Origin of the sequence: Nocardia sp. A7 (assembly GCF_046549215.1) — a bacterium.
GTDB lineage: Bacteria > Actinomycetota > Actinomycetes > Mycobacteriales > Mycobacteriaceae > Nocardia.
Genome location: NZ_JAJPWE010000005.1, coordinates 119,451 through 142,769 on the forward strand (window position 1 = coordinate 119,451; position 23,319 = coordinate 142,769).

General features: G+C 68.4%; 24 protein-coding genes. 8 read left to right on the plus strand and 16 right to left on the minus strand.

Annotated elements, in window-relative coordinates:
* Positions 1-57: 57 nt before the first annotated feature.
* Positions 58-1,308: a serine hydrolase gene (locus ACLJPD_RS26000; RefSeq protein WP_410875590.1), complete on the plus strand. Its 1,251-nt coding sequence runs from the start codon at positions 58-60 to the stop codon at positions 1,306-1,308.
* 18 nt (positions 1,309-1,326) lie between these two features.
* On the opposite strand, the gene ACLJPD_RS26005 is transcribed toward ACLJPD_RS26000, so the two are convergent.
* Together ACLJPD_RS26005 and ACLJPD_RS26010 are read right to left on the minus strand one after the other, a co-directional pair.
* On the minus strand, positions 1,327-2,523 hold the full coding sequence (locus ACLJPD_RS26005) for a GNAT family N-acetyltransferase (RefSeq protein WP_410875592.1): 1,197 nt from the start codon (positions 2,521-2,523) through the stop codon (positions 1,327-1,329).
* Between the two features lie 63 nt (positions 2,524-2,586).
* The gene (locus ACLJPD_RS26010) at positions 2,587-2,877 is read right to left on the minus strand and encodes a hypothetical protein (protein WP_174555379.1); all 291 of its coding nucleotides are present in this window, start codon (positions 2,875-2,877) and stop codon (positions 2,587-2,589) included.
* Positions 2,878-2,974: 97 nt separating this feature from the next.
* On the opposite strand from ACLJPD_RS26010, the gene ACLJPD_RS26015 reads away from it, so the two are divergent.
* On the plus strand, positions 2,975-3,304 hold the full coding sequence (locus ACLJPD_RS26015) for a hypothetical protein (RefSeq protein ID WP_410875593.1): 330 nt from the start codon (positions 2,975-2,977) through the stop codon (positions 3,302-3,304).
* 72 nt (positions 3,305-3,376) lie between these two features.
* Here ACLJPD_RS26015 and ACLJPD_RS26020 read toward each other — a convergent pair whose 3' ends face one another.
* Both ACLJPD_RS26020 and ACLJPD_RS26025 read right to left on the minus strand, forming a co-directional pair.
* The gene (locus ACLJPD_RS26020) at positions 3,377-4,021 is read right to left on the minus strand and encodes a response regulator (RefSeq protein ID WP_410875594.1); all 645 of its coding nucleotides are present in this window, start codon (positions 4,019-4,021) and stop codon (positions 3,377-3,379) included.
* The gene (locus ACLJPD_RS26025; RefSeq protein ID WP_410875596.1) at positions 4,018-5,166 is read right to left on the minus strand and encodes a sensor histidine kinase; all 1,149 of its coding nucleotides are present in this window, start codon (positions 5,164-5,166) and stop codon (positions 4,018-4,020) included. The genes ACLJPD_RS26020 and ACLJPD_RS26025 overlap by 4 nt, the downstream gene beginning before the upstream one ends.
* Before the next feature lie 109 nt (positions 5,167-5,275).
* On the opposite strand from ACLJPD_RS26025, the gene ACLJPD_RS26030 reads away from it, so the two are divergent.
* Positions 5,276-5,824, plus strand: coding sequence for a hypothetical protein (locus ACLJPD_RS26030; RefSeq protein ID WP_410875597.1), 549 nt, complete (start codon positions 5,276-5,278; stop codon positions 5,822-5,824).
* Positions 5,825-5,955: 131 nt separating this feature from the next.
* Here the strand turns inward: ACLJPD_RS26030 and ACLJPD_RS26035 are convergent, their stop codons facing one another.
* Genes ACLJPD_RS26035 through ACLJPD_RS26070 form a run of 8 tightly spaced genes read right to left on the minus strand, consistent with a single transcriptional unit; the run spans position 5,956 to position 13,516 of the window.
* Positions 5,956-6,900 carry an ABC transporter substrate-binding protein gene (locus tag ACLJPD_RS26035; protein WP_410875599.1) on the minus strand — a complete coding sequence of 315 codons (945 nt, stop codon included), beginning with the start codon at positions 6,898-6,900 and terminating at the stop codon, positions 5,956-5,958.
* On the minus strand, positions 6,897-7,616 hold the full coding sequence (locus ACLJPD_RS26040; protein ID WP_410875601.1) for a class II aldolase/adducin family protein: 720 nt from the start codon (positions 7,614-7,616) through the stop codon (positions 6,897-6,899). The genes ACLJPD_RS26035 and ACLJPD_RS26040 overlap by 4 nt, the downstream gene beginning before the upstream one ends.
* A gap of 14 nt (positions 7,617-7,630) precedes the next feature.
* A complete protein-coding gene (locus ACLJPD_RS26045; protein ID WP_410875602.1) occupies positions 7,631-8,800 on the minus strand; it encodes an LLM class flavin-dependent oxidoreductase in 1,170 nt (389 codons plus the stop codon).
* Positions 8,797-9,888, minus strand: a complete 1,092-nt coding sequence (locus ACLJPD_RS26050; RefSeq protein WP_410875603.1) for an LLM class flavin-dependent oxidoreductase — start codon at positions 9,886-9,888, stop codon at positions 8,797-8,799. Before ACLJPD_RS26050 ends, ACLJPD_RS26045 begins: the two co-directional genes overlap by 4 nt.
* Entirely contained in the window at positions 9,885-10,910 is a 1,026-nt protein-coding gene (locus ACLJPD_RS26055; RefSeq protein WP_410875605.1) for an ABC transporter substrate-binding protein, read from the minus strand. Before ACLJPD_RS26055 ends, ACLJPD_RS26050 begins: the two co-directional genes overlap by 4 nt.
* Positions 10,907-11,665: an ABC transporter ATP-binding protein gene (locus tag ACLJPD_RS26060; RefSeq protein ID WP_410875606.1), complete on the minus strand. Its 759-nt coding sequence runs from the start codon at positions 11,663-11,665 to the stop codon at positions 10,907-10,909. The genes ACLJPD_RS26055 and ACLJPD_RS26060 overlap by 4 nt, the downstream gene beginning before the upstream one ends.
* Positions 11,662-12,477 (minus strand): ABC transporter permease, encoded by an 816-nt coding sequence (locus ACLJPD_RS26065; protein WP_410875608.1) that lies wholly within the window; start codon positions 12,475-12,477, stop codon positions 11,662-11,664. Before ACLJPD_RS26065 ends, ACLJPD_RS26060 begins: the two co-directional genes overlap by 4 nt.
* 1 nt (position 12,478) lies before the next feature.
* Complete coding sequence (locus ACLJPD_RS26070) at positions 12,479-13,516, minus strand: NrtA/SsuA/CpmA family ABC transporter substrate-binding protein (protein ID WP_410875610.1); 1,038 nt, start codon at positions 13,514-13,516, stop codon at positions 12,479-12,481.
* A 213-nt stretch (positions 13,517-13,729) separates the two neighbouring features.
* On the opposite strand from ACLJPD_RS26070, the gene ACLJPD_RS26075 reads away from it, so the two are divergent.
* The 4 genes from ACLJPD_RS26075 to ACLJPD_RS26090 all read left to right on the plus strand — a co-directional run bounded on the left by ACLJPD_RS26075 (position 13,730) and on the right by ACLJPD_RS26090 (position 17,746).
* Entirely contained in the window at positions 13,730-14,476 is a 747-nt protein-coding gene (locus ACLJPD_RS26075; protein WP_410875612.1) for an IclR family transcriptional regulator, read from the plus strand.
* Positions 14,477-14,586: 110 nt separating this feature from the next.
* Complete coding sequence (locus ACLJPD_RS26080; RefSeq protein WP_410875614.1) at positions 14,587-15,999, plus strand: MDR family MFS transporter; 1,413 nt, start codon at positions 14,587-14,589, stop codon at positions 15,997-15,999.
* A gap of 143 nt (positions 16,000-16,142) precedes the next feature.
* Positions 16,143-16,721, plus strand: coding sequence for a TetR/AcrR family transcriptional regulator (locus ACLJPD_RS26085; protein WP_410875616.1), 579 nt, complete (start codon positions 16,143-16,145; stop codon positions 16,719-16,721).
* Between the two features lie 143 nt (positions 16,722-16,864).
* A complete protein-coding gene (locus ACLJPD_RS26090) occupies positions 16,865-17,746 on the plus strand; it encodes an SDR family NAD(P)-dependent oxidoreductase (protein ID WP_410875617.1) in 882 nt (293 codons plus the stop codon).
* Between the two features lie 130 nt (positions 17,747-17,876).
* Here ACLJPD_RS26090 and ACLJPD_RS26095 read toward each other — a convergent pair whose 3' ends face one another.
* The 3 genes from ACLJPD_RS26095 to ACLJPD_RS26105 form a co-directional block, all read right to left on the minus strand.
* A complete protein-coding gene (locus ACLJPD_RS26095) occupies positions 17,877-18,590 on the minus strand; it encodes a hypothetical protein (protein WP_410875619.1) in 714 nt (237 codons plus the stop codon).
* A 73-nt stretch (positions 18,591-18,663) separates the two neighbouring features.
* Positions 18,664-19,668, minus strand: a complete 1,005-nt coding sequence (locus ACLJPD_RS26100) for a hypothetical protein (protein ID WP_410875620.1) — start codon at positions 19,666-19,668, stop codon at positions 18,664-18,666.
* A gap of 128 nt (positions 19,669-19,796) precedes the next feature.
* Entirely contained in the window at positions 19,797-21,212 is a 1,416-nt protein-coding gene (locus tag ACLJPD_RS26105) for an amino acid permease (RefSeq protein ID WP_410875622.1), read from the minus strand.
* A gap of 144 nt (positions 21,213-21,356) precedes the next feature.
* Here ACLJPD_RS26105 and ACLJPD_RS26110 point away from each other — a divergent pair, with 144 nt between their 5' ends.
* Positions 21,357-22,349 carry an LLM class flavin-dependent oxidoreductase gene (locus ACLJPD_RS26110; protein ID WP_410875624.1) on the plus strand — a complete coding sequence of 331 codons (993 nt, stop codon included), beginning with the start codon at positions 21,357-21,359 and terminating at the stop codon, positions 22,347-22,349.
* Between the two features lie 13 nt (positions 22,350-22,362).
* Here ACLJPD_RS26110 and ACLJPD_RS26115 read toward each other — a convergent pair whose 3' ends face one another.
* Positions 22,363-23,190, minus strand: a complete 828-nt coding sequence (locus ACLJPD_RS26115) for an NADPH-dependent oxidoreductase (protein WP_410875626.1) — start codon at positions 23,188-23,190, stop codon at positions 22,363-22,365.
* Positions 23,191-23,319: the final 129 nt, after the last annotated feature.

Genomic DNA, 23,319 nt, shown 5'->3' on the forward strand with positions numbered 1-23,319 from the left:
CGATCAGCGGGGAGCACGCTCAGGATTATCACAGCTCGCCGTCGGTAGGCTGGCCCGATGAGTGCACTTCCCGCCACGTTGGTGAGGGTTACCGAGGATCTGGACGCGGTGACCACGGTCGGCCACGAGGACGATCCGGCCGATGCCGGATCGTCGCGTGCCGACGTCGAGGCGATCTGGGCGTCGGTGCGCGCGTGGTACACGATGGGCACGACACCGGCCATCCAGGTGTGTCTGCGACGCAACGGTGCGATCGTGTTGAACCGGACCATCGGTCACGGGTGGGGCAACGCACCGAGCGACGGTCCCGACGCCGAGCTGATCGCGGCGACACCGCAGACACCGTTCTGCGGGTTCTCCACCGCGAAGGGCGTCGCCGCCACGGTGATGTTCATGCTGATCGAGCAGGGCGCGTTCGCGCTGAAAGATCCGGTGTCGGACTATATTCCCGAGTTCGCGGCTCACCGCAAGGGCGTGATCACCATCGGCGATGTGCTGTCGCACTCGGCGGGAATTCCGTTCATCACCGCACCGCACAGCGGAACCGCCGCGGTCCTCGACGAGGAACTCGCCCTCGCCGCACTCACCGATCTGGTGCCGAGCTGGCCGCCCGGCCGTTTCCGCGTCTACCACGCCTTGACCAGCGGACTGATCCAACGACTGCTCGTCCAACGTGCCACCGGCAAGCGGATGCGCGAGCACCTCGCCGACCAGGTGCTGACACCGTTCGGCTTCCGCTGGAACAACTTCGGCGTCGATCCCGTCGATGTCGACAAGGTCGTACCCAGTGTGAAGACCGGTCCGCCGCAGCCGCGCCTGGCCCGATTCCTGGCGAACAAGGCCCTCGGCGGCCATATGGACAAGGCATCGAAGGCGACCAACGACGCCTTCCTCGTCGCTGAACTCCCCTCGGGCAACCTGGTCACCACCGCCTACGAACTGTCCCGCTTCTACGAAATCCTCGCGCGCGGTGGAGAATTGGACGGAAGAAGAATCCTCGAGCCCGCCACGCTGCGCGCGGCGATCGCTCCCGCCGATCGCATGCCCGGCCTGGCAGGTCGGGTCAGCCGCGCCGGATTCGAGCTCGGCGCCCGCCGATCGAAATTCGGCCGCGATACCGGTTCCCATTTCGGCCGCAGCGGACTCACCACGCAATACGGCTGGGCCGATCCCGACCGCGGCCTCTCCGGCGCCATCCTGACCAGCGGCAAGGCGGCCACCGACCTCGAACGGCCGTGGCGACTGGTCGCCCAGATCTCCGATACCCTGCGCCCGCTGGCGCCTGCCGATCGGCTCTTTCATCCCTGATCGGATGAATCATGTCGGTCAGAAGAACGTTCCGCTGAAGGGCAGTGTGGGCGTGGCGAAGAGGTTGTCGGCGGCATCGACGGCGCCCGCGCGGTGCTCGACGACACGACCGGCAAAGGCGAGCTGGCGCCATGTCGACCCACCGAGGTAGATCGCGCCGAGCGTGGCGACGTCGACGCTGACATCGGCCGGGTCGTCGACCCTGGTGACCTTCTCCGCGCAGATCCGGTATCGGCCGGTGTTGTCGGTGCGGATCGCATCGTCGACCTCGACGATCACCGGCGGTACGTCGCGGTAGGTGCGGCGGGCCAGCGCGGCGGGGACATCGATGAGTCGCAGCCAGGTTTCGTCGTGCACCGCCGCGACGTCGACCGCGCGTTCGTCGGTGAACAGGTGCCGCAGCGGCGCGTCCACCGGCGCGAAGGCGAAGGTCACCTTGTCTACGAGATCGACCGCGAGCAGATGCCGGATCAGACCGAGGTAGGCCTGCGGGGTGGTCGCCACGAGATCGTCGACGACGATCGTGCGTTCGCGGCTGGTGAACCAGTTCGCGGTGTCGACCGGGTGGTAGCGCGCGAACCCGTCCTCTGCGCCGGTGGGCCCGTGCGTCACCGTGTACACGGGTTCAGCCGCGATGCGTTCCTTGCCCTTCCACCAGTATTCGGGACGATCGATCGCGCCGGTCCAGGAGATCGCGGCGGTCGCGTAGATCTGCGGGAACAGCTTCCATGCGTCGGCCGGTTCGACGAAGCGCACCGGGCCGGACGGCGGGACCGTGTCGCGCAGGCGTGCTCGGCTGCGCAGAAGGTCAAGGCGCGCAAAAGAACTCGCCACGCCGTATCCGAAACGCTCGTAGATCGAGCCCTCGGACGCACGCAGGGTTGCCACCACTTCGCCCCGCTCGGCGATGTCGTCGAGCTGCCGGCGCAGCAGGGCGGTGAGCACTCCCCGCCGGGTGTGCGTCGGCAGCACACCGACATGCGTCACAGCGGCGTGGGAAACGCGCGCACCACCGGGGACGACCAGCCAGCTGGTGTAAGACTCCGCGGTGCCGACCAGCCGACCGTCGATGCGCGCACCGAGCGTGCGGCCCGGTTCGGACAGGTGATCGCGATGCGATGGCAGCGGTGGCAGTCCCACCATCGCCGCGCGGAACAGCGCGCTCGCCGCGTGCAGATCGTCGTCGCCGTGGAGGGTGTCTACGTCAACAGCCATCCCCTCACTGTTCCCTATCCAGAGCCGAGCCTCTACTCGATGAGGCCGTAGCGGGGGTGGTTCTCAGGCCCCGATGACCGCGTTCATGATCGTGCCCGCGCTGGTGGCGACCGCGCCGCCCGCCATGGCGCTGGCGATCATCTTCGGCGATTGCAGTCCGCCGCCGTTCCACTTCTCCCAGGCGAAGCGGCCGCCGCCGTAGGTGATGGCGGTGACGCCGGACAGCAGGATCATCCAGGTGAAATACCGGCCCAGCTGCATCACCTTGTCGGCCATCGGCGGTGCCTCCGGCGTGGGATTGCCCACCTGGGCGACAACGATGCCATAGGTGTCGTGCACTGCGGCCAGGATCATGCTCACGATCGGTGCTCCTTCGTCGGTTGTTCGTGGTGAAGCCGATGTCGAGAACTCGTGACGCGGTAGAACCCAGATATGTTGAACATTCAACCTCATGGGCGCATCGGTGACGTGGGTGACACTCCGCGTAAACCATGACCGCCGTCACAGCCGCGGGACCGTGCCCCCGTCGCGCCGTGCCCCTACTATCGAACATGCGGGGCTCGTTCAGATTCGGCGCGACGAGGCGCTGACCACCACCTTCATCGCACGACTACCGTACCGCGAGGAGGGCACCATGGCTTTCCTGATTCCCTTGTTCGTCGCGTTTCTTCTGGTAACCGGCGCCGTGGTCGTGGCTTCCTACGCCACGGTTTCGCTGACCTATTGGTTTGAATCACGCCGGATCCGTCCGGAACAGTCCGACCCGCAACCTGCACGCTGAGCCCCGATCCGACCCGATGTCCCGGTATCTCGCGAGGTACCGGGACATCGTCGGTTTCGCGCCCGCTCGTGGTCAGGGCAGATCGAGACCGGACTGCGACGCGATCACGGCGGCCTGCACACGCGACTGCACGCCGAGCTTGCTCAGCACCCGGGAGACGTGCGTTTTCACCGTGGCCTCGCCGATGCGTAAACGAGTGCCTATCTGGATGTTGGACAGGCCGGCACCCAGGCCCGCGAGTACCTGCCGTTCACGATCGGTGAGCGCGGACAGGTCAGCCGGGGGCGGGACGTCCGCTACACGGGGCAACGCGGCGATCACCGCACGCGTGACCTTCGGGTCGAGGACCGCGTCTCCTTCGGCCACCGCCAGCACGGCGCTGACCAGATCGTCACCACCGACGGACTTGAGCAGGAATCCGCTCGCACCGGCCGAGAGCGCGCCCAGTACGTATTCGTCGATGGCGAAAGTGGTCAGTACCAGCACTTTCGCGGTGGTCTCGGCGACGACGGCCGCGGTGGCTTCCAGGCCGTCGACGCGGGGCATCCGCACGTCCATCAGCACCACGTCGGGGCGCAGGGCACGGGCTTGCCGGACCGCGGCGGCACCGTCGGCCGCTTCCCCGATCACTCGCACCTCGCCGGACGCTTCGAGAAGCATCTTCAGCCCGGCCCGGATGGTGGCGTGGTCGTCGGCGACCAACACGGTGACTGTCACTTGTCTCCCAAGGGAATTCGTGCGCACACGCGCCAGGTGCCGTCCTGGGGGCCTGCGGTGATGGTGCCGTCGACTGATTCCGCGCGAAACATCATGTTGCGCAGTCCGTTTCCCTCGCCCTGCGCGACGCCCGGTGGCATCGGATTCGTCGCGGTCACCACCAATCGTGTCGCATCGCGGCGCATTTCGATGTCGAGGGGCGCACCGGGGGCATGTTTGGTCGCGTTCGCGAGGGTCTCGCCCAGGATCCGGGTGACGACCGCCTCGACCGCGGTGGGCAGTTCGAGGTCGGTGGGCTGTCGCAGTGTCACCGCACCACCCGCCGCCTCCGCGGCGTCGATGAGGCCGTCCAGGGAGGCGAGTCGCGTGGTCACGGCGGTGTCGTCAGGTGCGGTGAGCAGGTCGATGGTCGTGCGCATCTCCTCCATTGCGGCCAGGCTGCTCGAGCGGATCGTCTGCAGGACCGCGATGTCACCGGGCTTCTTCTGCGCCACTTCGGCCAGGATCGCGACGGCGGAGACATGGCCCGCCACCGCGTCGTGCAGGTCTCGGGCCAACCGCCTTCGCTCCTCGCCCAGCGCGGCGGACCGTTCGGCATCACGCGCGGCGAGTTCGGCGCGGGCAGCATGCCGTTGCGCCTCGACCGTACGGCGGGAGGCACGCACCGCGCGCGCGTAACCGAGCGGCGACCAGGTGAGCGCGACGCCGACCAGGCCGGTGTACAACGCCGCTCTGACATCGAGGAATGCCAGTGCCAGCAGCGACCCGCCCACGGTGACCGCCAACGAGAACCAGGAGACCACCGCACCCAGCCGATCCGACCCGGTGCTGACGGCCAGGTAGATCACGTCGGTCAGCGCGATCCACAGCGGCAGCGACGGCCCGTACACGAAGTCACCGGCCAGCAAGGCGACCATCAGGCCGAAGGCGAGGGCAGGCCTGCGCTGCGCGGTCAGCTGAACCGCGAACGCCGCGCCCAACAGCATCAACTTCGCGGGCGGTGGATACAGGTCGCGGTCCACCACGACCGCCCAGCCACCCGCGGCCCACAGCAGCAGCCCCACCAGAAACATCCCGACGGCGGCGGAGGTCGCGCTGTCGAAGGCGTCCGCGAGCCGACTCAGGGGCGTGCGGGGTGGGGGCATGTCCCATTTCAGCACACCGCCGTGACGGCGCGGGTCCCCCGAACGGCGGACCGGGAAATGGCCCCGAAGCGGGACGACGGAGCTCCGGTGTCCCCGGCACAGTGAGGGAATGGACGAACTGAACAACCCCGTATTGCTGACGATCGCCGCGTGCGAGATCGGCTTCTGGGTGCTGGTGGTGGGCGGTTTGCTGCTGCGCTATGTGATCCGGCTGCCGCGCGCGAGCACGGTGACGCTGGCGTTGGTGCCCGTACTCGATGTGGTGCTGGTGGTCGCGGTGGCGATCGACCTCCACCGTGGCGGTGAGGTGAGCTTCGCCCATCGGATCGCCGGGATCTATCTCGGCTGCACGGTGATGTTCGGTGGCCGGATGATCCGATGGGCCGACGAGCGGTTCGCCCACCGATTCGCCGGTGCGCCGGTTCCGGTGAAGGTCCCGAAATACGGGCCTGAGCGCACCCGCAAGGAGTGGGCCGACTTCTCGCGTTGGCTCGGCGCGGCCGCCATCGCCGGCGCACTGACCTTGGTTTTGAGCTACACGGTCGCCGATGCCGAGCAGCGCGAGCAGCTGATGGGAGTGTTCGGCAGCCTCGGGGTGATCACCGTGATCTGGCTGATCACCGGGCCGGTATGGGTCACCGGGTCGCGCGGCGACTGAGGCCGTTACGCCCGACCGGCGCTTCACCGTGACGACCAGGTGGACAGCGGTCGACGGAACTCCGGCCGCACTGAGTCCAGCGATACTCCGGGCGAGGCGAGGCGATCACCCGGAGTATCGCGGTTCGATGCTCAGACGGTGGCAGCGGCGGATTCGGTGACGACCGCACCGATCCACGGCAGCACCGCGGACCGCACGTCGACCGTGTGCGGGAGCAGCCCGTTCGCCGCGAGGAGGTCAGCGGCGCGCTGCTGCTCGTCGAGGAATTCCTCGCTCACCGGGTGCACGCCGAACGGGCGGCCGCGCAGCGCGGCCTCCCAGGCGTCGAGGTCGGCGGGAATACCGCGTGACTCGGCGTCGTCGACGAAGTACTGCGCCGCCTCGCGGGGGTTGGCGGCGATCCAGGCGTCGGACTCCTGCAGCGCAGCCAGCACCGCTTCCACCACGGCTCGGTTGCCTTCGGCCAGATCGCGGCGGGTGAACCACAGCGACGGGTGGCTGAACACCGCGGCGGTGTCGACCAGCGTGGTGAGCTCGGTGGCGGCCTCCACGTCCCGCAGGCCGGGGTAGGTACCGACCCAGGCGTCGAGTTCACCGGCCAGCAGCGCGGCGCCGCCCCCACGTACATCGACGTCGACCGGTTCGACATCGGCCCACGTGAGACCGGCCTGGTCGAGGGCGAACAGCAGCAGTGTGGTCTGCCACGAGCCGTGCGCGATGCCGACCCGCTTGCCCCGCAGATCCGCGGCGGAGGTGATGCCGCTCGCCGCGGTCGCGACCAGCCTGCCGTTCTCCACGCGGGGGCCGGAGATGCCGAGGTAGACGATGTCGCGTCGATTGGCGAGCGCGGTCAGCGGCGGGGTGAAGCCGGTGCCGATGATGTCGTAGCCGCCCTCGGTGAACAGCCAGTCCGAATGTTCGCTCGGCAGCGCCGTTTTGGGGTCGACACGGTCGGGCTGCGGCAGAGCGCGCAGATCGACCCATTCGACCTCGGGGAGCGAACGTTCCAAGATCCCGCGGTGGCGCAGGACGAACAGCGAGTTGTTGTGCGGGAAGTAGCCGACCCGGATGCTCATCGCGCATCTCCGATCAGGCCGAGGCGACGGGCTTCGTCGGCCAGACCGCTGCGCTGCCACTGCACCGCGAGGTTGGACGGATCGAATTCGACCGAGCCGCCGAGAGTTTCGGCGATCGCCTGGTACTGCGCGCCCTCCTCGAGCAGCACGACGAATTTCGCGAGTTCCAGCAGACCGGCACGGCCGATCACATTGGCACCACCGTTGGCCTCGAAGATCGCGACCAGATGCGGGTCGACTTCGAGGCGGCCGAGGATGAAATCGCCCGCGCCGATGGTGCGGTCGATGTGCGGTGGGATCTCGCGCGACAGGGTGAGTCGCTGCGAGGCGGCGTAGCGGATCGGCAGCGTGCGGTGGGTCTGGGCCCAGCCGCCGAGCCACGGGGTGTGGATGTGGACGACGGAGGTGATCTCGGGGTGCGCGCGGAACACTTTCGCGTAACCGGTGACGAATCCGGCAGAACCCCTGCCGGACAGCACTTCTCCGTCGAACGTGGCGACAACGGGTTCGACGGCACGGTCGGCGGCCCACGGGCCCGGCTCGTTGAGGGCGACGGCGATCTCCTCGCCGGGCACCCGCTCGACGAAGTTGACCGTGCCGTTGCCGGTGACGGTTCCGGTCTCGCGGAAGACCCGGAACGCGGTCTCGGCATCGCGGGTAGCCGACTCGGCGAAGGCTGAGACAGCCTCCGACAGACGGGTTTCGGTGGTGGTCATCGATGACTCCTGCGTTATCGGGCCGTCGCGAGGACGGTGTCGGTGGACGGGGTGGTGAGCCGGGAACGACCCAGCAATGGGAGGACTTCCTCGCCGACCCGGTAGGCCTCTTCGAGGTGCGGGTTGCCCGCGAGGATGAAGGCGTCGACGCCGAGGTCGATCAGTTCGTCGAGCCGCTGGGCGACCTGTTCGTAGCTGCCGACCAGGCCGAAGGCCGGGCCACCGCGGATCAGGCTGAATCCGGCCCAGACATTGGGCTGCACTTCCAGATCGCGGTAGCCAGTGATGGTTTCGGGCACCCAGCCGGTGATGCGGGCGGCGCCGACGGAGTCGCCCTTGGCGGCGCGGTTGGCGGCGTCGCGGTCGACGAAGGCCCAGCCCTTCTCGATCTCGGCCCAGGCGGCTTCTTCGGTGTGCCGGGCGAGGATGTCGATGCGGACCGCGAACTTCGGTGTGCGACCGGTTGTTTCGGCGTTGCGGCGGACACCGTCGAACTTGGCGCGCAGATCGGCGAAGGGCTCGAGCCAGGACAGGTAGTAGTCGGCGTGGCGGCCCGCCGCGGCGACGGCGGCACCCGAGGAGCCCGAGAAGTACACCTCGGGAAACGGCTGTCCGGCCAGGCCGGGTGGCAGAGCCGCGCCCTCGGTGCCGAAGAAGCGACCGTCGTGGTCGAAGGGTTCGCCGTCCCATACCCCGCGCAGCACGTCGAGGAATTCGCTCGTCCGCGCGTAACGGTCGTCATGGGAGACCTTGTCGCCCCACCACAATTGGGCCGGTCCGCCGCCACCGCTGATGATGTTGTAGACGAGTCGCCCGCCGGTGGCCCGCTGCAGGCTCGCCGACATCCTGGCCGCCTGCACCGGATGCAGGAAGCCGGGTTGGAAGGCGACCATGAAGCGGTAGGTGGTGGTCTCGGCGGCGAGCGCGGCGGCGACGCCCCACGGATCGTCGGTCACCGGGAACGAGGGCAGCAATCCACCGAGGAACCCCGCGGACTCCGAGGCTTTGGCGACCGCGGCGACGTGGTCGAGATAGCTGTACTGGTCGAGTGCGCCGTCGCGGATGGCCGGTGCGATATTGCCCGGCGAATAACCGCCCGCATTGCCCCGGTTGTAGCGGCGTGGGGTGCGCAGGGAGGCGTGGTCGCCTTCCATGCCGATTCGCCAGTAGACGTCGATGGTCATGCGGTGATCTCCTGCACGGTGCGGCCTACCGGGTCGGCGAGGAACAGCAGGTGTTCGCCGGCGCGATGGATTTCCTCGATGTTGGGGTGGCCCGACAGCACGAAGGTCTGCACACCCGCGGACTTGTAGGCCGAAAGCTGTTGCGCCACTTGCTCGTAGCTGCCGACCAAACCGATACGCTGGTTGTAGCCGAACGCGTCGAAGCCTGCCCAGCGTCCGTCGCCGAGCGCGTGCTCGGCCGCGTTGCCGGGGCGATCGAGCTCAGCCCACTGCCGGTGGACCCTGGCCCAGGCTTCGTTCTCGGTCTCCCTGGCGATGATCGGCAGCTCGAGCCCGACCCGCACGCGGCGACCTGCCGCGGCGGCCCGCTCACTCAATTCGGTGACGGCAGAGTCGATTCCGTTCGGCTCGTCGGCGAACAGGTGTACGTCGCCGTGCGCGGCCGACAGCGCCAGCGCGGCGGACGAGGTACCGCTCAGGTGCACGCGGGGAAACGGCAGACCGGACAGGATTCCACGGAATCCCCCGTCGATGACGTCGTAGTACCGGCCCGCGTAATCGAACCCGGTGCCCGCGAATCCCGCTGCGCCGATGTCGCTTTCGTTCCAGACGCCGCGCGCGACGGTGAGGAATTCCGCGGCGCGGTCGTAGCGCTCGTCGCCGGTGACGCGATCGCCGCGCGAGCGGGCCTCCGCGTCGTCGGTGTCGACAGCCAGTCGCCAGTTCAGGCGGCCTGCCGAGTGCCGCTGCAGTGTCGCCGACACCTTGGCCGCGTAGACCGGTGTGCCGAAGGCGGGCTGGAATTCGACCGTGACCTGCGCGTAGCGGGTCGCGCGCAGGGCAGCCGCCGCCACGATCCAGGATTCCTCGCCGAGCGGGTCGTAGGGCGCGAGCACGCCGTCGAAACCGGTCAGTTCGGCCGCGTCGACGATCTGCGCGAGATCGTCGAACGGACCGAAGTGGCCCGAACGCACATCGGTGGCCGCGGTGGCCGGTGGCTGTGGGCCGAAGCCGCCGCGACTACGAAGCCCCGGATCAGCGCGCCGACCGTCGCCGCGGCTGGGCAGCCGCCACAGGAACTCGGTCATGCGGGCACCCGCTCGGCGGCGACGATCTCGCGTGCGCGAGCCAACGGCTCGGGGGCAACCCAGGATTCGAGATCGAAGTCGGCGGCCAGGAAGCCGTGGGTGTAGAGGAACTGCTTCTGCACGCCGAGCAGTTCGATGCGTTCGGCGGTGAGCGAGGGATGCAGTCCGCGATGGAACTCGTCGCCGTAGGCGGCGGCGACACCCGCGGGCCCGGACAGCGTTTCGCGTTGCAGCACCGCGCGGACACCGTCGAGATCCTCGGCGGCCCAGTCGGCGGCGCGCAGGCTCTGCGCGAGGAAGCCGACGACGACCTCGGGCCGGGATTCCAGCAGGTCGGCGTGCACGGTGATCGGACGCGGTGTTCCGTTGTTGACCCGCAGGTGCTTGGTGGCCGAGGCGTCGAGATCGACCGCTACGCGCAGCCCGTTCTCCGTCGCCACTTCCTTGGCCCGGGCGCCCTTGACATAGATGGCGTCGACCTTGCCGTCGAGGAGTTCGGCCACACCCCACGTCGTCGAGCGTCGCGCGCTCTGGATCGCGCTGCGCACCTGCGGATCTCGTTCGACGTCGAGCTCGACGACTCGGACATCGGCCAGGGTCAGCCCGGCGGGGCGCAGAGCATTGGCGAAGCCGTGCAGCGCCATCGCCCGCGGAAAGCTGCGGGCCTGGTCCTGCGCCCACGCGGGGATGCCGATGCGCAGCCCGGCCAGGCCGGCCGCGTCGGTGACCGGCGAATCGGGGCCGACCAGGATCGCCTGGGACTCGTCGATCCAGGTGAGACCGATCAGGCGGGTCGGCGAACCCTGCGCGCGGGCGGCCAGCGCGGGCACATTGCCGCCCTCACGAATCAGGCCGGACAGATCGTGCAGGAAGTGGTGGCCTGCGAGCTCGGGTCCCGCGTCCTGCAGGACGCCGAACTCGAGGCCGGCATCGGCCGCGGTCGCCCCGAGCCAGCCGAGGCTGTGCGCGAGACCGCTGGCGGTCGGCACGGGGCAGCGGGTGTACCACAGGGTTTCGGTCATGACAGGCTCCTTGGGTGTGGTCCGACGCCGAGCTGGGCGAGGAATCGCGTTCGGTAACCGAGGGTTTCGGGTGAGGTGTGATCACGCGGGTGGGGTAGGTCGATGACCTCGTCGACGGCGAAGCGGCCGTGGTCGAGGATGAGCACCCGGTCGGCGAGCCGGATCGCCTCGTCGACGTCGTGGGTGACCATGAGGACGGCGGGCCGGTGCCGGGCGACGAGATCGCCGACCAGGTCCTGCATCTGAAGCCGGGTGAGGGCGTCCAGCGCCGCGAACGGCTCGTCGAGCAGCAGCAGTTCCGGGTCACGCACCAGCGCTCTGGCGAGCGCGGCGCGCTGGGCTTCGCCACCGGACAGCGTGGCGGGCCACTGGCCCGCCTTGCCGTCGAGGTGCACCTCGTTCAGTGCGCGCAGACCGGCTTCGCGCTGTGCCTTGCCGCGTCGCAGGCCGACGATCACATTGGCCAGCACCCGCTTCGACGGGATCAGGCGGGGTTCCTGATAGACGGTCGTGCGGCGGGCAGGCACCAATACCTCGCCGGCATCGGGTGTTTCGAGTCCGGTGAGCAGGCGCAGCAACGTGGTCTTGCCGGTGCCGCTCGGCCCGAGCAGCACCACGAACTCGCCGCGGCGGATCGTCAGGTCGACTCCGTCGAGGACCGTCTTCTCGCCGAATGCCTTGCGCAGTGCGGTGATCGACACTGCGACCGGTGATTGTTTCGCGACCCGAATCGGTGCGGCTGCTGTTGTCGTCATCGGATCGCCACCTGCTTGCGCCATGGCATCGCGTAGCGTTCCGCGAGCCGTACGAGTGCGTCGAACACCAGACCGAGCAGCGCGTAGAGGACCACGCACAGCACCATGTAGTCGGTGCGGTTGTATTCCTGGGCCAGTGTCACCAGGTAACCGACGCCCTCCTGGGTACCGACCTGTTCGGCGGCGATGAGCGCGGTGATGCTGATCGACAGGCACACCCGCAGCGCCATCAGGATGCCGGGTAGCGCGGCGGGCACGATCACCTCGACGACCAGCCTGGTCCCGGAGAGCCCGAAACTGCGTGCCGCCTCGACCATCTTGCGGTCGACATTGCGCACGCCGAGGTAGGTGTAGGCATACATCGGCGCGGTCGTCGCCACCGCGATGAGCAGCACCTTGTACAGCTCATCGATGCCGAACCAGGCGATGAACAGCGGCACCAGCGCCAGGAACGGCACCGCGCGCACGATCTGCATGGTCGAGTCGACCAGCTCCTCGCCCAGGCTGGACAGGCCCGACAGCAAGCCGAGCACCAGCCCGACACCGACGCCGAGCGCCACTCCGGCGGCCGCGCGCCAGAACGAGGCGAGCGCGAAGTCGACCAGCTGGCCACTGTCGAACAGTTCCACGAAGGCCGACCAGACCGCGCCGGGGCCGGCGATGACCCGCGGCGAGATGGCGCCGCTCGCCGATCCCACCCACCAGACCAGCACGATCGCGGCGGGCAGGACGGCGCGCAGGCTCAGCGACAACCATCGGGGCCGCTGCCGGGCGACGCGCGCTCGCGGCGGAGCCAGTGCGAGAGTCGCCATCTCACTTGTCCTTCAGCGCGGCGAGCTGGTCCGGGGTGAGCTTGGACTTCAGGTCGTAGAAGATGTCGGCGGCGGTGATCCGGCGGGAGATGACGCCGTTGTCGGCGAAGGTGTTCACGACATCGGCCAGGTCGACGGCATCGGATTCGGCGGGCAAGCGGGGCACGGTGACCTCACCGCCGACCCGGACCGCGTCGGCGAGCCGGTCACCGGCCAGCGCGCGCGGGCCGGACTTCTCGAAGACGTTCTCGAAGTCGGCGGGCGCGGCCTTCTGCTTCGCGGTGAGTCCCTGCAGCACTTCCAGATACTTCGCGGCGATATCGGGGCGCTTGTCGAGGACCTCGGTGCGGAACACCACGACGGTGTTGTCCTTGGAGCCGACCGACTTCTCGGTGGCGATCTCCTTGGCGCCCGCGGCCTTGGCCTCCTGGTAGGGCACCAGGAACGACGCCCACGCGTCGACCTTGCCGGTCGCGAAGGCCGACGCGGCGTCCTTCTGCTGCAGGGGAACCCGGGTCACCTTGTCGGCCGGAATACCGGCCTGGGCCAGCGCCTTGAGCGTGATGTACTCGCCCTTGCCGGCGGGATTCACCGCGATCCGCTTGCCCACCAGACCTGCCACGGTGGTCACGCCCGACTCGGGAGTCACCACGATGCCGCTCTGATCCTGCGCCGCCGGGTCGGCCACGGCGACGATCTTCACGCCGACATCCTTGGACAGCGCACCGACGACGGGGCTGAACGCGGCACCGGAGACGTCGAGTTCGCTCGTGTTGAACAGCTTCAAGGTGGAACTGAAACCCGGTGTGGTGCTGACCCATTGAATCTTGGCGCCCAGCGGGGCCAGTGCCGCGTCGAAGGTGCCGTCGCGTTTGCCGACCGCGAGCGGGCCGCTGTTGCCGGGGTCGGTGACCTTGAGAACGAACGAGGCTTGCGCCCCCTGTTCCTGCGTGGAGTCGGAGCCACACGCCGCGACGAGGGCTACGACGGGGACGATCGCGAGGGCGATCCGCGAGAAGGCCGGCAGCCTGCGGGACATCGGGGCTCCTGTTCGGGGGCTGGGGGTTGATGCCTTCGCAGCGTAGGAGTGAGTACGGCGCCCGACGAGGTATGCCTTTCCATGGATCGGAAAGCTTGACACGGTGGGTCTTCCCGTTCTATGGCGGTTGGCGAGCAGTTCCAGTGCCAGCCTTTCCAGATAGCGGAAAATCTGGCCGGTTTCTGATCGAACGCCTGTGTTACCGTCGGTTTCGTGGAGACCTCCGGTGTGCAGACCGTGACCAGGGCCCTGTCGGTACTCGACTGCTTCCGCGGCGGCGAGGAGCGCGGGGTCTCGGAGGTCGCCCGCGCGCAAGGGCTGGCCGTCAGCACCACCCACCGGCTGCTCGGCGCGCTCGTGCAGGCCGGGTTCCTGGAGAAGGACACCGAGTCCAGCCGCTACCGCATGGGCGGGGCGCTCGCCGAATACGGTCAGATCGCCTACCGCCAGCACCGGATCTATCTCGCCGAGCCCTACCTCGAGCAGTTGGCCGCCACCACCGGCGCGTCCTGCTCGGTGGCCACCCGCCACGACATCCACGCCGTGCTGCTCGGCACCAGCCGGTGGCGCGAGAGCGACGGCCACAAGTTGCAGGGCGTCCGACTTCCCCTGCACGCCAGCGCACTCGGCAAAGCCCTGCTCGCCTGGACCGACGCGAGTGACGACGAGTTGCGATCGCTGCCGTACGAGGAGGGCACCGAACGTTCCGTGTCGGGGCCGCAAGAGCTTCGCGCGGAACTGATCACGACGCGAGAGCGCGGCTACGCGTTCAACGATCGCGAACTGGATCCCGGATTCCGCACGATCGGCCTGCCGATTCTCGATCCGCGGGGCAGCTGCCGGTTCGCACTCGGCCTGCGCGGACCGGCCGCGTTGATGATCGATGAACGGGTGCCGTTCTTCGTCGAACTGGCCAAGGTCACCGCGGCCGAGATCGCCGCGCGCTTCGCGTCGGACTGAGCCCGTGCCGGGCACCGATCGCGTCACACCCTGGGAAAATGCCGCGCGCGAACAGCCGTGCGGCCGATACCGTGCAACGAGTGGTTAGTCGGAGCAACGAAAGGACCTCGGTGGCGACCGATACCGTGAGCCCGGCAGTCGGCCTGCGTTCCGAACGAGGTCCGATTCTCGCCTCGCTCATGCTCTCCACCGGACTCGTCGCGCTCGACTCGACCATCATCGCGACGGCGGTACTCACCATCACCGACACCCTCGGCGGGTTCGCGATGTTCCCGTGGTTGTTCTCCATCTACCTGCTCGCACAGGCTGTTACGGTGCCGATCTACGGCAAGCTCGCCGACATGGTCGGGCGCAAGCCGGTGATCCTGTTCGGGATCGTGGCGTTCGCGGTGGGGTCACTGTTGTGCGGACTGGCCACGAGCATGGTGGCGCTCATCGCGTTTCGGGCGATCCAGGGGATCGGCGCCGGGGCGATCCAACCGATGACGATGGTGATCGCCGGTGATCTGTACACGTTGGCCGAACGTGCCAAGGTCCAGGGTTATCTGGCGGGGGTGTGGGCCAGTTCGGCCGTGCTCGGTCCGCTGCTCGGGGGTCTGTTCGCCGACCATCTGAGCTGGCGGTGGATCTTCCTGATCAACCTGCCGCTGTGCGCGATCGCGGGCTGGATGTTGGTGCGCCACTTCACCGAATCGGCGGTGCGCAGTACGCAACGGATCGACTATCTCGGCGCGATCCTGCTCACCGTCGGCGCGGGTGCCATGATCCTGGCCTTGCTCGAGGGTGGTCAGGCCTGGGAGTGGACTTCGCCGGTCTCCCTCATCTTGTTCGCGGGCAGTGTGGCGGTGCTGGTCCTGTTCGTGGTGGTGGAGTTGCGCACGGCGAATCCGATTCTGCCGCTGTGGATCTTCACCCGTCGGGTGGTGATCGCGAGCAGCACGGTCTCGCTGCTGGTCGGCGCCGTCGTGCTCGGATTGACTTCGTATGTACCGACTTTCGCCCAGGGCGTGCTCGGGACCACCGCGCTGGTCGCGGGCCTGACCGTCGGCGGACTCACGCTCGGCTGGCCCCTCGCCGCGACCCTGTCCGGAAAGCTCTACCTACGCTGGGGGTTCCGCATCAGCGGACTGGTCGGTAGCACACTCGCCGGCCTCGGCTGTGCCACCACGCTGCTCGTCGGCCCGCAGACGAGCCCCTGGCAGATCGCGGCCTCCTGCTTCCTGATCGGCGCGGGCATGGGCCTGGTCGCCTCCCCCACCCTCATCGCCGCACAGGCCAGCGCCGAATGGCACGAACGCGGCGTCGTCACCTCCGCCAACATGTTCGCCCGCTCCCTTGGCAGCGCACTGGGCGTCGCGGTCTTCGGCGCCATCGTCAACGCGGGCATCCACAACCCCGACCACCCGTCGCCCGGCGAACTCGCCCACGGCATCCACCTGGTGTTCATCGCCATGCTCGCCATGGCCGTCGTCATGCTTCTCGCCGCCGCGACCATGCCCGGACGCACCCGCGTCGACCGCTAGGCGGTGTCCTCGAAGCCACACGAGCAGCGTGGCCAGATCGAGCATCACGCCCTCAACACCACCGACAACGGGCGGCCCAGCCGGTCACAGGCCAGATGAATCTTCGTAGGTGGCTGTCTCGCGGGCGGCCCTATGCTGAGGCGGTGAGGCAAAGAGCAGGGCAGGCGCCGGTGTTGCGCGCTGATGCCGCGCGCAATCGAGACCGGATATTGCGGGTCGCTCGTGAGCAATTGGCCGCGGGGGACGACTCGCTGCAGTTCAATGCTCTCGCCCGGCTCGCCGGAGTGGGCGTGGGGACAATATACCGACACTTCCCCAACCGGCACGCGTTGGTCGAGGCGCTGTCGGTGGAGCGTTTCCAGGAACTGGTCGGTCAGGCGCGAGCGGCGGTCGCCGCCGAGGACGCGCTGGCCGGTTTGCACAGCCTGCTGCGTTTCGCGCTCGATCGGGCGCTGGACGATCCCGGTTTCGCGGCTGTGCTCGAGTCTGCTGACGACGCCGAGGCGCAGACCTCGCAGATGAAGTCCGAGATCGATCGATCGATCACCGAGCTGTTGGATCGGGCCCGTCTGGCCGGTGTACTTCGCAGTGGGCTCGAGGCCGACGACGTGCGGCGGCTGTTGTGCGGCGTCGAGCATGCCGTGCGGTCGGGCGACAGCGACCCGCGACGGCGAGAACTGTATCTCGGTGTCCTTCTCGAAGGTCTCCGGCCCACCCGCTGACAGCCACTCCCGCTTGTTCGGTCTGCTTGCACTTCGCTTGGGGCCCACACTTTTCCAGCTAAACGGATATCTATCCGTTTTGTGGTAGCGTCACAGTCAAACGGATCGTTATCCGTTTAGTCGAGCGGCGAGAGGCAACGCGGATGAGTCAGCGAGCAGTGGTCACGGCAGGAACCGGCGGTATCGGACTGGAGACGGCGAAAGGCCTCGCCGAGCGCGGATTCGCCGTCACCGTGGTCGGCCGTGATCCCGGGCGCGGAGCCGACGCCGTGGCCCAGATTGCGGCCGTCGCCACCGGCCCCGCACCACGATTCGTGGCTGCCGACCTTTCCTCCCTCACGCAAGTCCGGGCGCTCGCGGCACGGTTACGGACCGAAGGCTCGCTGAGCGTGCTGGTCAACAATGTAGGCGCGATGTCGGCCGAGCGAGCGCACACGCTCGATGGCATCGAGACATCGTTCGCCGTGAACCACCTTTCCCCGTACCTGCTGACCGAGTTGCTGATCGATGCGCTCCGCGCAGGCGCGCCGAGCCGGATCGTCAACGTCACCTCCGCCGCGATCGGTGTGGCCAAACGCAACTTCGACACGGTGGAACCGCCAGGGGGCTACTACGGCTTCCATTGGTACGGCCGGGCCAAGCTCGCCAACCTCGCCTACACCCTGCACCTGGCCGAACGCCTACGCGGCACGGGCATCTCGGTCTTCGCGGCCGACCCCGGCGGTGCGGCGACGGCGATGACCAACGGCACCATGACCTCGCCGAAGATCGTCTCCCCGCCGCTTCGGTTGCTGTGGCCGTTGGTCCGGCGCCGGTTCGAACGCTCCACCGCGGGCACAGCACGCACCGCCGCACGCGCATCGATCCACGCGGCCACCGACGCCTCACTCGCCGAGCAGACCGGCCTGCTCATCGGCCCCGAGGCGCGCCCCGTGCCCGCTTTCCGAGGTGCCACCGATCCGAAGACGGTGGAAAACGTCCTGCGCCTGAGCCGAGAACTCGCACCGATGGATGCGGTCATCTGATTTCGTCTCGACCCGTTCGGAAATCGTCGCCGCAATACGTGCCTGTCGCCGAACCCGTTGTCCCCCTGTGCGAATCATGCGGGTGCGGGCACCGGCGGGGTGCTGGCGCGCACGCACGATCGAGGGTTCGTCAGTCGGCCTCAGCCGAGGATGTCGAGCCTTCGGCTGCCACGGCGGGCGTGTCCCTCCTGACGAACTCATGGCGCATCTGCCTGAGCGAGACGAGGCGGCCTTCGAGATCGGCGTCGGCATCGGGTTCGATCCCGAGATCCTCTCGGATCGCTCGACGCAGGAGGCGGACACCGAAGCCCAGCGCGTCGTCCACGTAGCGATACAGTGCCGCCACCGCCACGGCATCGTTCTCGTCGAGTTCGAGTGCCGCGCGATGACCGATGTCGAGGCAACGATTCACCTCGGACGCGAAATCGAGCGCTCGGTCCGACACCACCATCTGCGCGCGGGAGTAGCTGTCGCGCAGCACCTCCCGGACCGCCTCGAACTTGGCGATATCAGGAGTGCGCCCGCCGCACTTCTCGTCGACATGGTGTCGGATAGCCGCACGGCAGGAATGCGCCGCGGTGTTCAGGCTCGCGTACGCCGACCGCTTCTCGTCGGTGGCCTCTTTTCGGGTGAGCTCCCGCAATTCCTCGGCGCGATTGTCCCGCTGTACATTCGCATCGATTCGCTTGCTACGAATCGCGAACACCTGGGTCACGAGCCCACCACCAAGCGTTCCGACGACGGTGATCGAGGCAACCGCCACATTGGTCCAGTCCATGGCGACGATTCTTCCTGCCTGCCACCACCATTCGCCACTCGCCGACATCGCCACAACTGGTCGCACGGAAGCCCGATCCTGTTCCCGCTCGACCGCCGAGGCGATGACACAGCGTAGCCGTGTGGGGGGCCGCGGCCCGCTAGGCCGAGCGTTCCCCCGATCTGCGCACCACGTCGACCACCTCGTCGGGGGCGAATTCGACGACGCGGCGGACGCGGGAGTTGGCGACCGGGGCCAGGTAGACGACGATCGGCGCGGCCGCGGCGGGTTGGGTGATCGCGGTGATGCGGTCTTGGAGGAAGCCGCCGTCGGGGACCGGGACGCGGATGATGTCGCCGACGGTGAGCGCTTCGGCGCGGATTCGGCCGCCGGTGGTGGTGGGATCGTGTGTGCCGCAGCGGGTGTGGCCGACGGTCGCGCCGAGGCCACGTTCAGCGATGGTCCACCAGACCGGTGTGTCGGGGTCTTCCGGGCCGATTCGGGTGTGCCAGGACAGGATTCGGTCGCGTTCGGCCTCGGCGTCGGCGCGGGTTTCGTGCAGGGATACCTGACGGCGGACCGGGGCGTTGCGTGGGCGGGTGGTGCCCGCGGCGCCGTCGACGACCAGGATCCAGCGGGCGCCGACGGCTTCGTCGCGCCGGGCGGTGACTCGTTTGGCCAGGGCGAGGCCGGGGGTGGCGCCGAGGCGGTCGGCGGCTTCCTCGATGCTCTCGACCAACCCCAGTGCGCGCAGGAGTTCGGCCACCGACAGTTCCGAGGTGGCCAGTTCCTGGGCGAGCGCGGGCATGGGGGTGCGTCTGCGCCAGCCGATGCGGGCGCAGTGCTCGTGGCGGGTGAACCACAGGCCGCTACGGGAGCGGCGGTGATGTTCTATCACCACCGCCCACCAGTCCCATTCCGGTTCGGCGACAAGGCGAGTGCGGATCCAGCGTTCTCGTTCGGCGGTCGGTACCCGTTCCTCCGGTGGCACGAAGTTGCGCAGTGCGGTGCGCACCGCCGATTCGGTGCGCCCGACCGTGCTCGCCGTGCGGGCCAGATCGGCGCCCGCGCGCAGATCGTCGGCCAGTATTCGGTATTCCGATTCACGCCAGGTGGTTCCGTGCTGGCGGGGCGGCCGCAGATCGCCGCTGTTCTCGTCACTCATCTCGTGTGCCCCCGTTCTCGCACCGCCCGGCCACACTCGCGTCCGGGCTGGTTGTGTGACAACTTCGACGATACCTGGGGGGTATGACACGAAATGGGTCTCTGCCAGCGGCTTTCCAGCAAACGGGGCTATTCGGCGGGCACACCACCACGGCGGCCGAAGGCGTAGTAGCCCGCGCAGACCAGCGCCGCCCAGCCCGCACCGACAACCAGCGCGGTGCGTCCACCATCGGTCCACAGCAGCAGGACCACGACCAGGCCGAGGAAACCCAGTGCGGCCCATGTGGTCACGGGTGCACCGGGCAGTCGGTAGTCGTTGCCGGGCAGCTCACCCGCACGCACCTTGGCGCGATACTTGCTGTGGCACACCAGGATCACGCTCCACACGACAATGATGCCGACGGTGCTCACCGAGGTGATGTAGGCGAAGGCCTTGTCCGGTGAGATCGCGTTCACGAGCACACCGATCACCATCGCGCCCGCCGAGGCGCAGATGCCGGTGAACGGCACCGACTGCTTGCTCAGCGTCGCGAACTTCGCCGGTGCTTCGTCGCGCAGAGCCAGGCTGCGCAACATCCGGCCGGTGGAGTAGATACCGGAATTGCACGAAGACAGCGCCGCGGTGAGCAGCACGAAGTTGATGATCCCCGCGGCGGCGGGAATGCCGATCTGCTCGAACACCTCGACGAACGGGCTGCGGCCCGCGTGGAAACTGCGCCAGCTCGCCACCGACATGATCACCACGAGCGCACCCACATAGAACAGCCCGATCCGGAACGGCAGGGTGTTGATCGCCTTGCGCAGCGTGGTCTTCGGATCGCGGGCCTCCCCCGCCGTCACACCGACCAGTTCGACACCGACATAGGCGAACACCACGATCTGCAGCACCAGCAGCGTCTGGCCGAACCCGTGCGGGAACATCCCGCCGTCGGCCCACAGGTTGGTCACCGTCGGGTCGGCAGCGTGACCGAAACCGAACACCAGCACGCCGATGCCGATCAGGATCATCGCCAGGATCGCGGTCACCTTGATCGCCGAGAACCAGAACTCGCCCTCGCCGAAGAACCGCACCGAGATCAGATTCGCGGCGAACAGCACGGCGAGCACGACCAGCGCGGTCACCCACTGCGGAATGTCGAACCAGTATTGGACGTAATGGCCGGCAACGGTGATCTCGGCCATGCAGGTCGACACCCACACCGCCCAGTACGACCACCCGGTCGCGAACCCGGCGAAACGACCGAGGAACTCGTGCGCGTACTCGGCGAAGCTGCCCGAGACAGGCCGGTAGGTCAGTAGCTCACCGAGCGCGCGCATGATCACGAAGATGGCCAGACCCGCGGCGAGGTAGGCCAGGATCAGCGAGGGACCCGCCTGCTCGATCGCCGCACCGGAGCCATAGAACAGACCGGTGCCGATCGCACCGCCGATGGCGATCATCTGGATCGTGCGCGGATCCAGACCGCGCTCGTAACCCTCCGATCCGGCCGTGAGGGCGGTCGGCTCGGCGGCATCGGTGGATAGGCCGGGGCCGTCAACTGACATGGAACAGTCCTTCCGTCGCATCGATCAGTCGTGCACGCTACCGCCCCGCTACCGTGGCCGGTGTCACCACCACCGCCGCACGGAAATACCGGCGGCATAGCGCAGGTTGGCCTCCAAAGGGGTACTACACACTCGAGGAGGCTCATGAGCGCCGTCACGCTGTCGGTTCTGGATCTGGCACCGGTGCAATCCGATGCGACGGCAGGTGAAGGGTTGCACGCCACAACGCGCTTCGCTCAGCACGCCGAGGAGCAGGGCTTTCGCCGATTCTGGGTGGCCGAGCACCACAACATGCCCGGCATCGCGAGCGCGGCGCCCGCGGTGGTGCTGGCGCATCTGGCCGCGTCCACCTCGCGGATCCGGGTCGGTTCGGGCGGGGTGATGTTGCCCAATCATCCGCCGCTGGTGGTGGCCGAACAGTTCGGCACGCTCGAGTCGCTGCACCCCGGACGGATCGATCTCGGGATCGGACGCGCACCCGGCACCGATCCAGTGACCGCGCGCGCACTGCGCCGCAGCGCCGAAGGGCTCGGCGGGGACGCCTTCCCCCAGGAGCTCACCGCGCTGATCGGTTTCTTCCGTGGCGCCGACCCGAACGGGATCGTGGCGAGCCCGGGCCTCGGCGCGGAACCGGAGGTGTGGTTGCTCGGGTCGAGTGGTTACAGCGCGCAGGTGGCCGCGGTGCTCGGGCTGCCGTTCGCGTTCGCCCATCACATCGCGCCGGACAACACCGTCGCCGCGCTGAGCCTCTATCGCGACAATTTCCGGCCGTCGCAGACGTTGAGCAAGCCGTACACGATCGTGGCCGCGTCGGCGCTGTGCGCCGACACCGACGCCGAGGCCGATCGCCTCGCCGCACCCCGTGATCTCGCGTTCGCGAACCTGCGCTCGGGTCGTCCGCAGGCGCTGGCGACGCCGGAGCAGGCCGCGGGATTCCCCGGCACCGACGCCGAACGCCATTTCGCAGCGCAGCGCAGGGCCGGACAGCTCCAGGGTTCGCCGGAGACGGTGCGTGCCCAGGCGGCGCAGCTGCTCGACGCCACCTCCCCCGACGAGCTCATGCTCAACACCCTGGTCTACGACATCGACGCCCGCATCCGCTCGCTCGATCTCACGAAGAAGGCGATCAACGGCTGAGCGTCCCCGCGGCTCAGCGCAGGCGGAATCCCCTGGCGGCCAAGGACTCCCGCAGCCGGTGGCGGCCGTTCAGGGAAGCTCGCGAAGCCAAGCGGGTCAGAGTGCGCTCGGTCCACGAGAACGGCAAGCCCTGGTCGGTGTAGATCGCGCCGATCCGCTGTTCGTACTCGGCGACCGGCTCGCGCTGGGCGGCCAGGTCGTAGGTCTCTTGGTGCAGGACCGCCGCCTGCGGCAGGCGCGGCTTGACCCTGGTGCCCTCTGTCGGGTCGGGGTGACCGACCACGAGACCGAAGACCGCGAAGACGTGCTCGGGCAGATTCAGTTCCGCCGCCACCGCTTCCGGGTCGTTGCGCAGCGCCCCGATGTAGACCGTGCCCAAGCCGAGCGATTCCGCGGCGACCACCGCGTTCTGTGCGGCGAGGGCGGCGTCGACGAAGCCGACGTAGCTGGATTCGAGATAGTCGGCGCCCTCCAGTGGCGCGCTGTGATCGTCGGCGAGCTGGCGCACCCGGGCGAAGTCGGCAGTCCAGACCAGCAGCACCGGTGCCTGCTCGATGTGTGCCTGCCCGCCCGCGATGGCGGCCAGTCTGGCCCGGCGCGCCGGATCACGCACCTCGATGACGCTCCACACCTGCAGGTTCGATGAGGTCGCCGCCGATTGCGCGGCAGACACCAGCAGTCGAACAGTGCTGGGCGACACCGGGTCCGGCAGGTAGCGGCGTACCGACTTGTGCGCGTGCAACACCTCGAGCACCGGATTCCACTGCACGGGAATCTCGGCGGCCGGATCGGCGTAACGCTGCTGCACGGGATGGGCGGGACTCGGCGCGGTCTGGGTCATGGAAGCCATCGTCGGCTACCGCGCCTGCGCCGTCTGCGGTAAATCTCACCGTGAACCGAACCGCTACCCGGGTCGGACCGGTCGATACAGTGAAATCGGGGAGCCCACCGACTGGTGGGACCGGAGAGA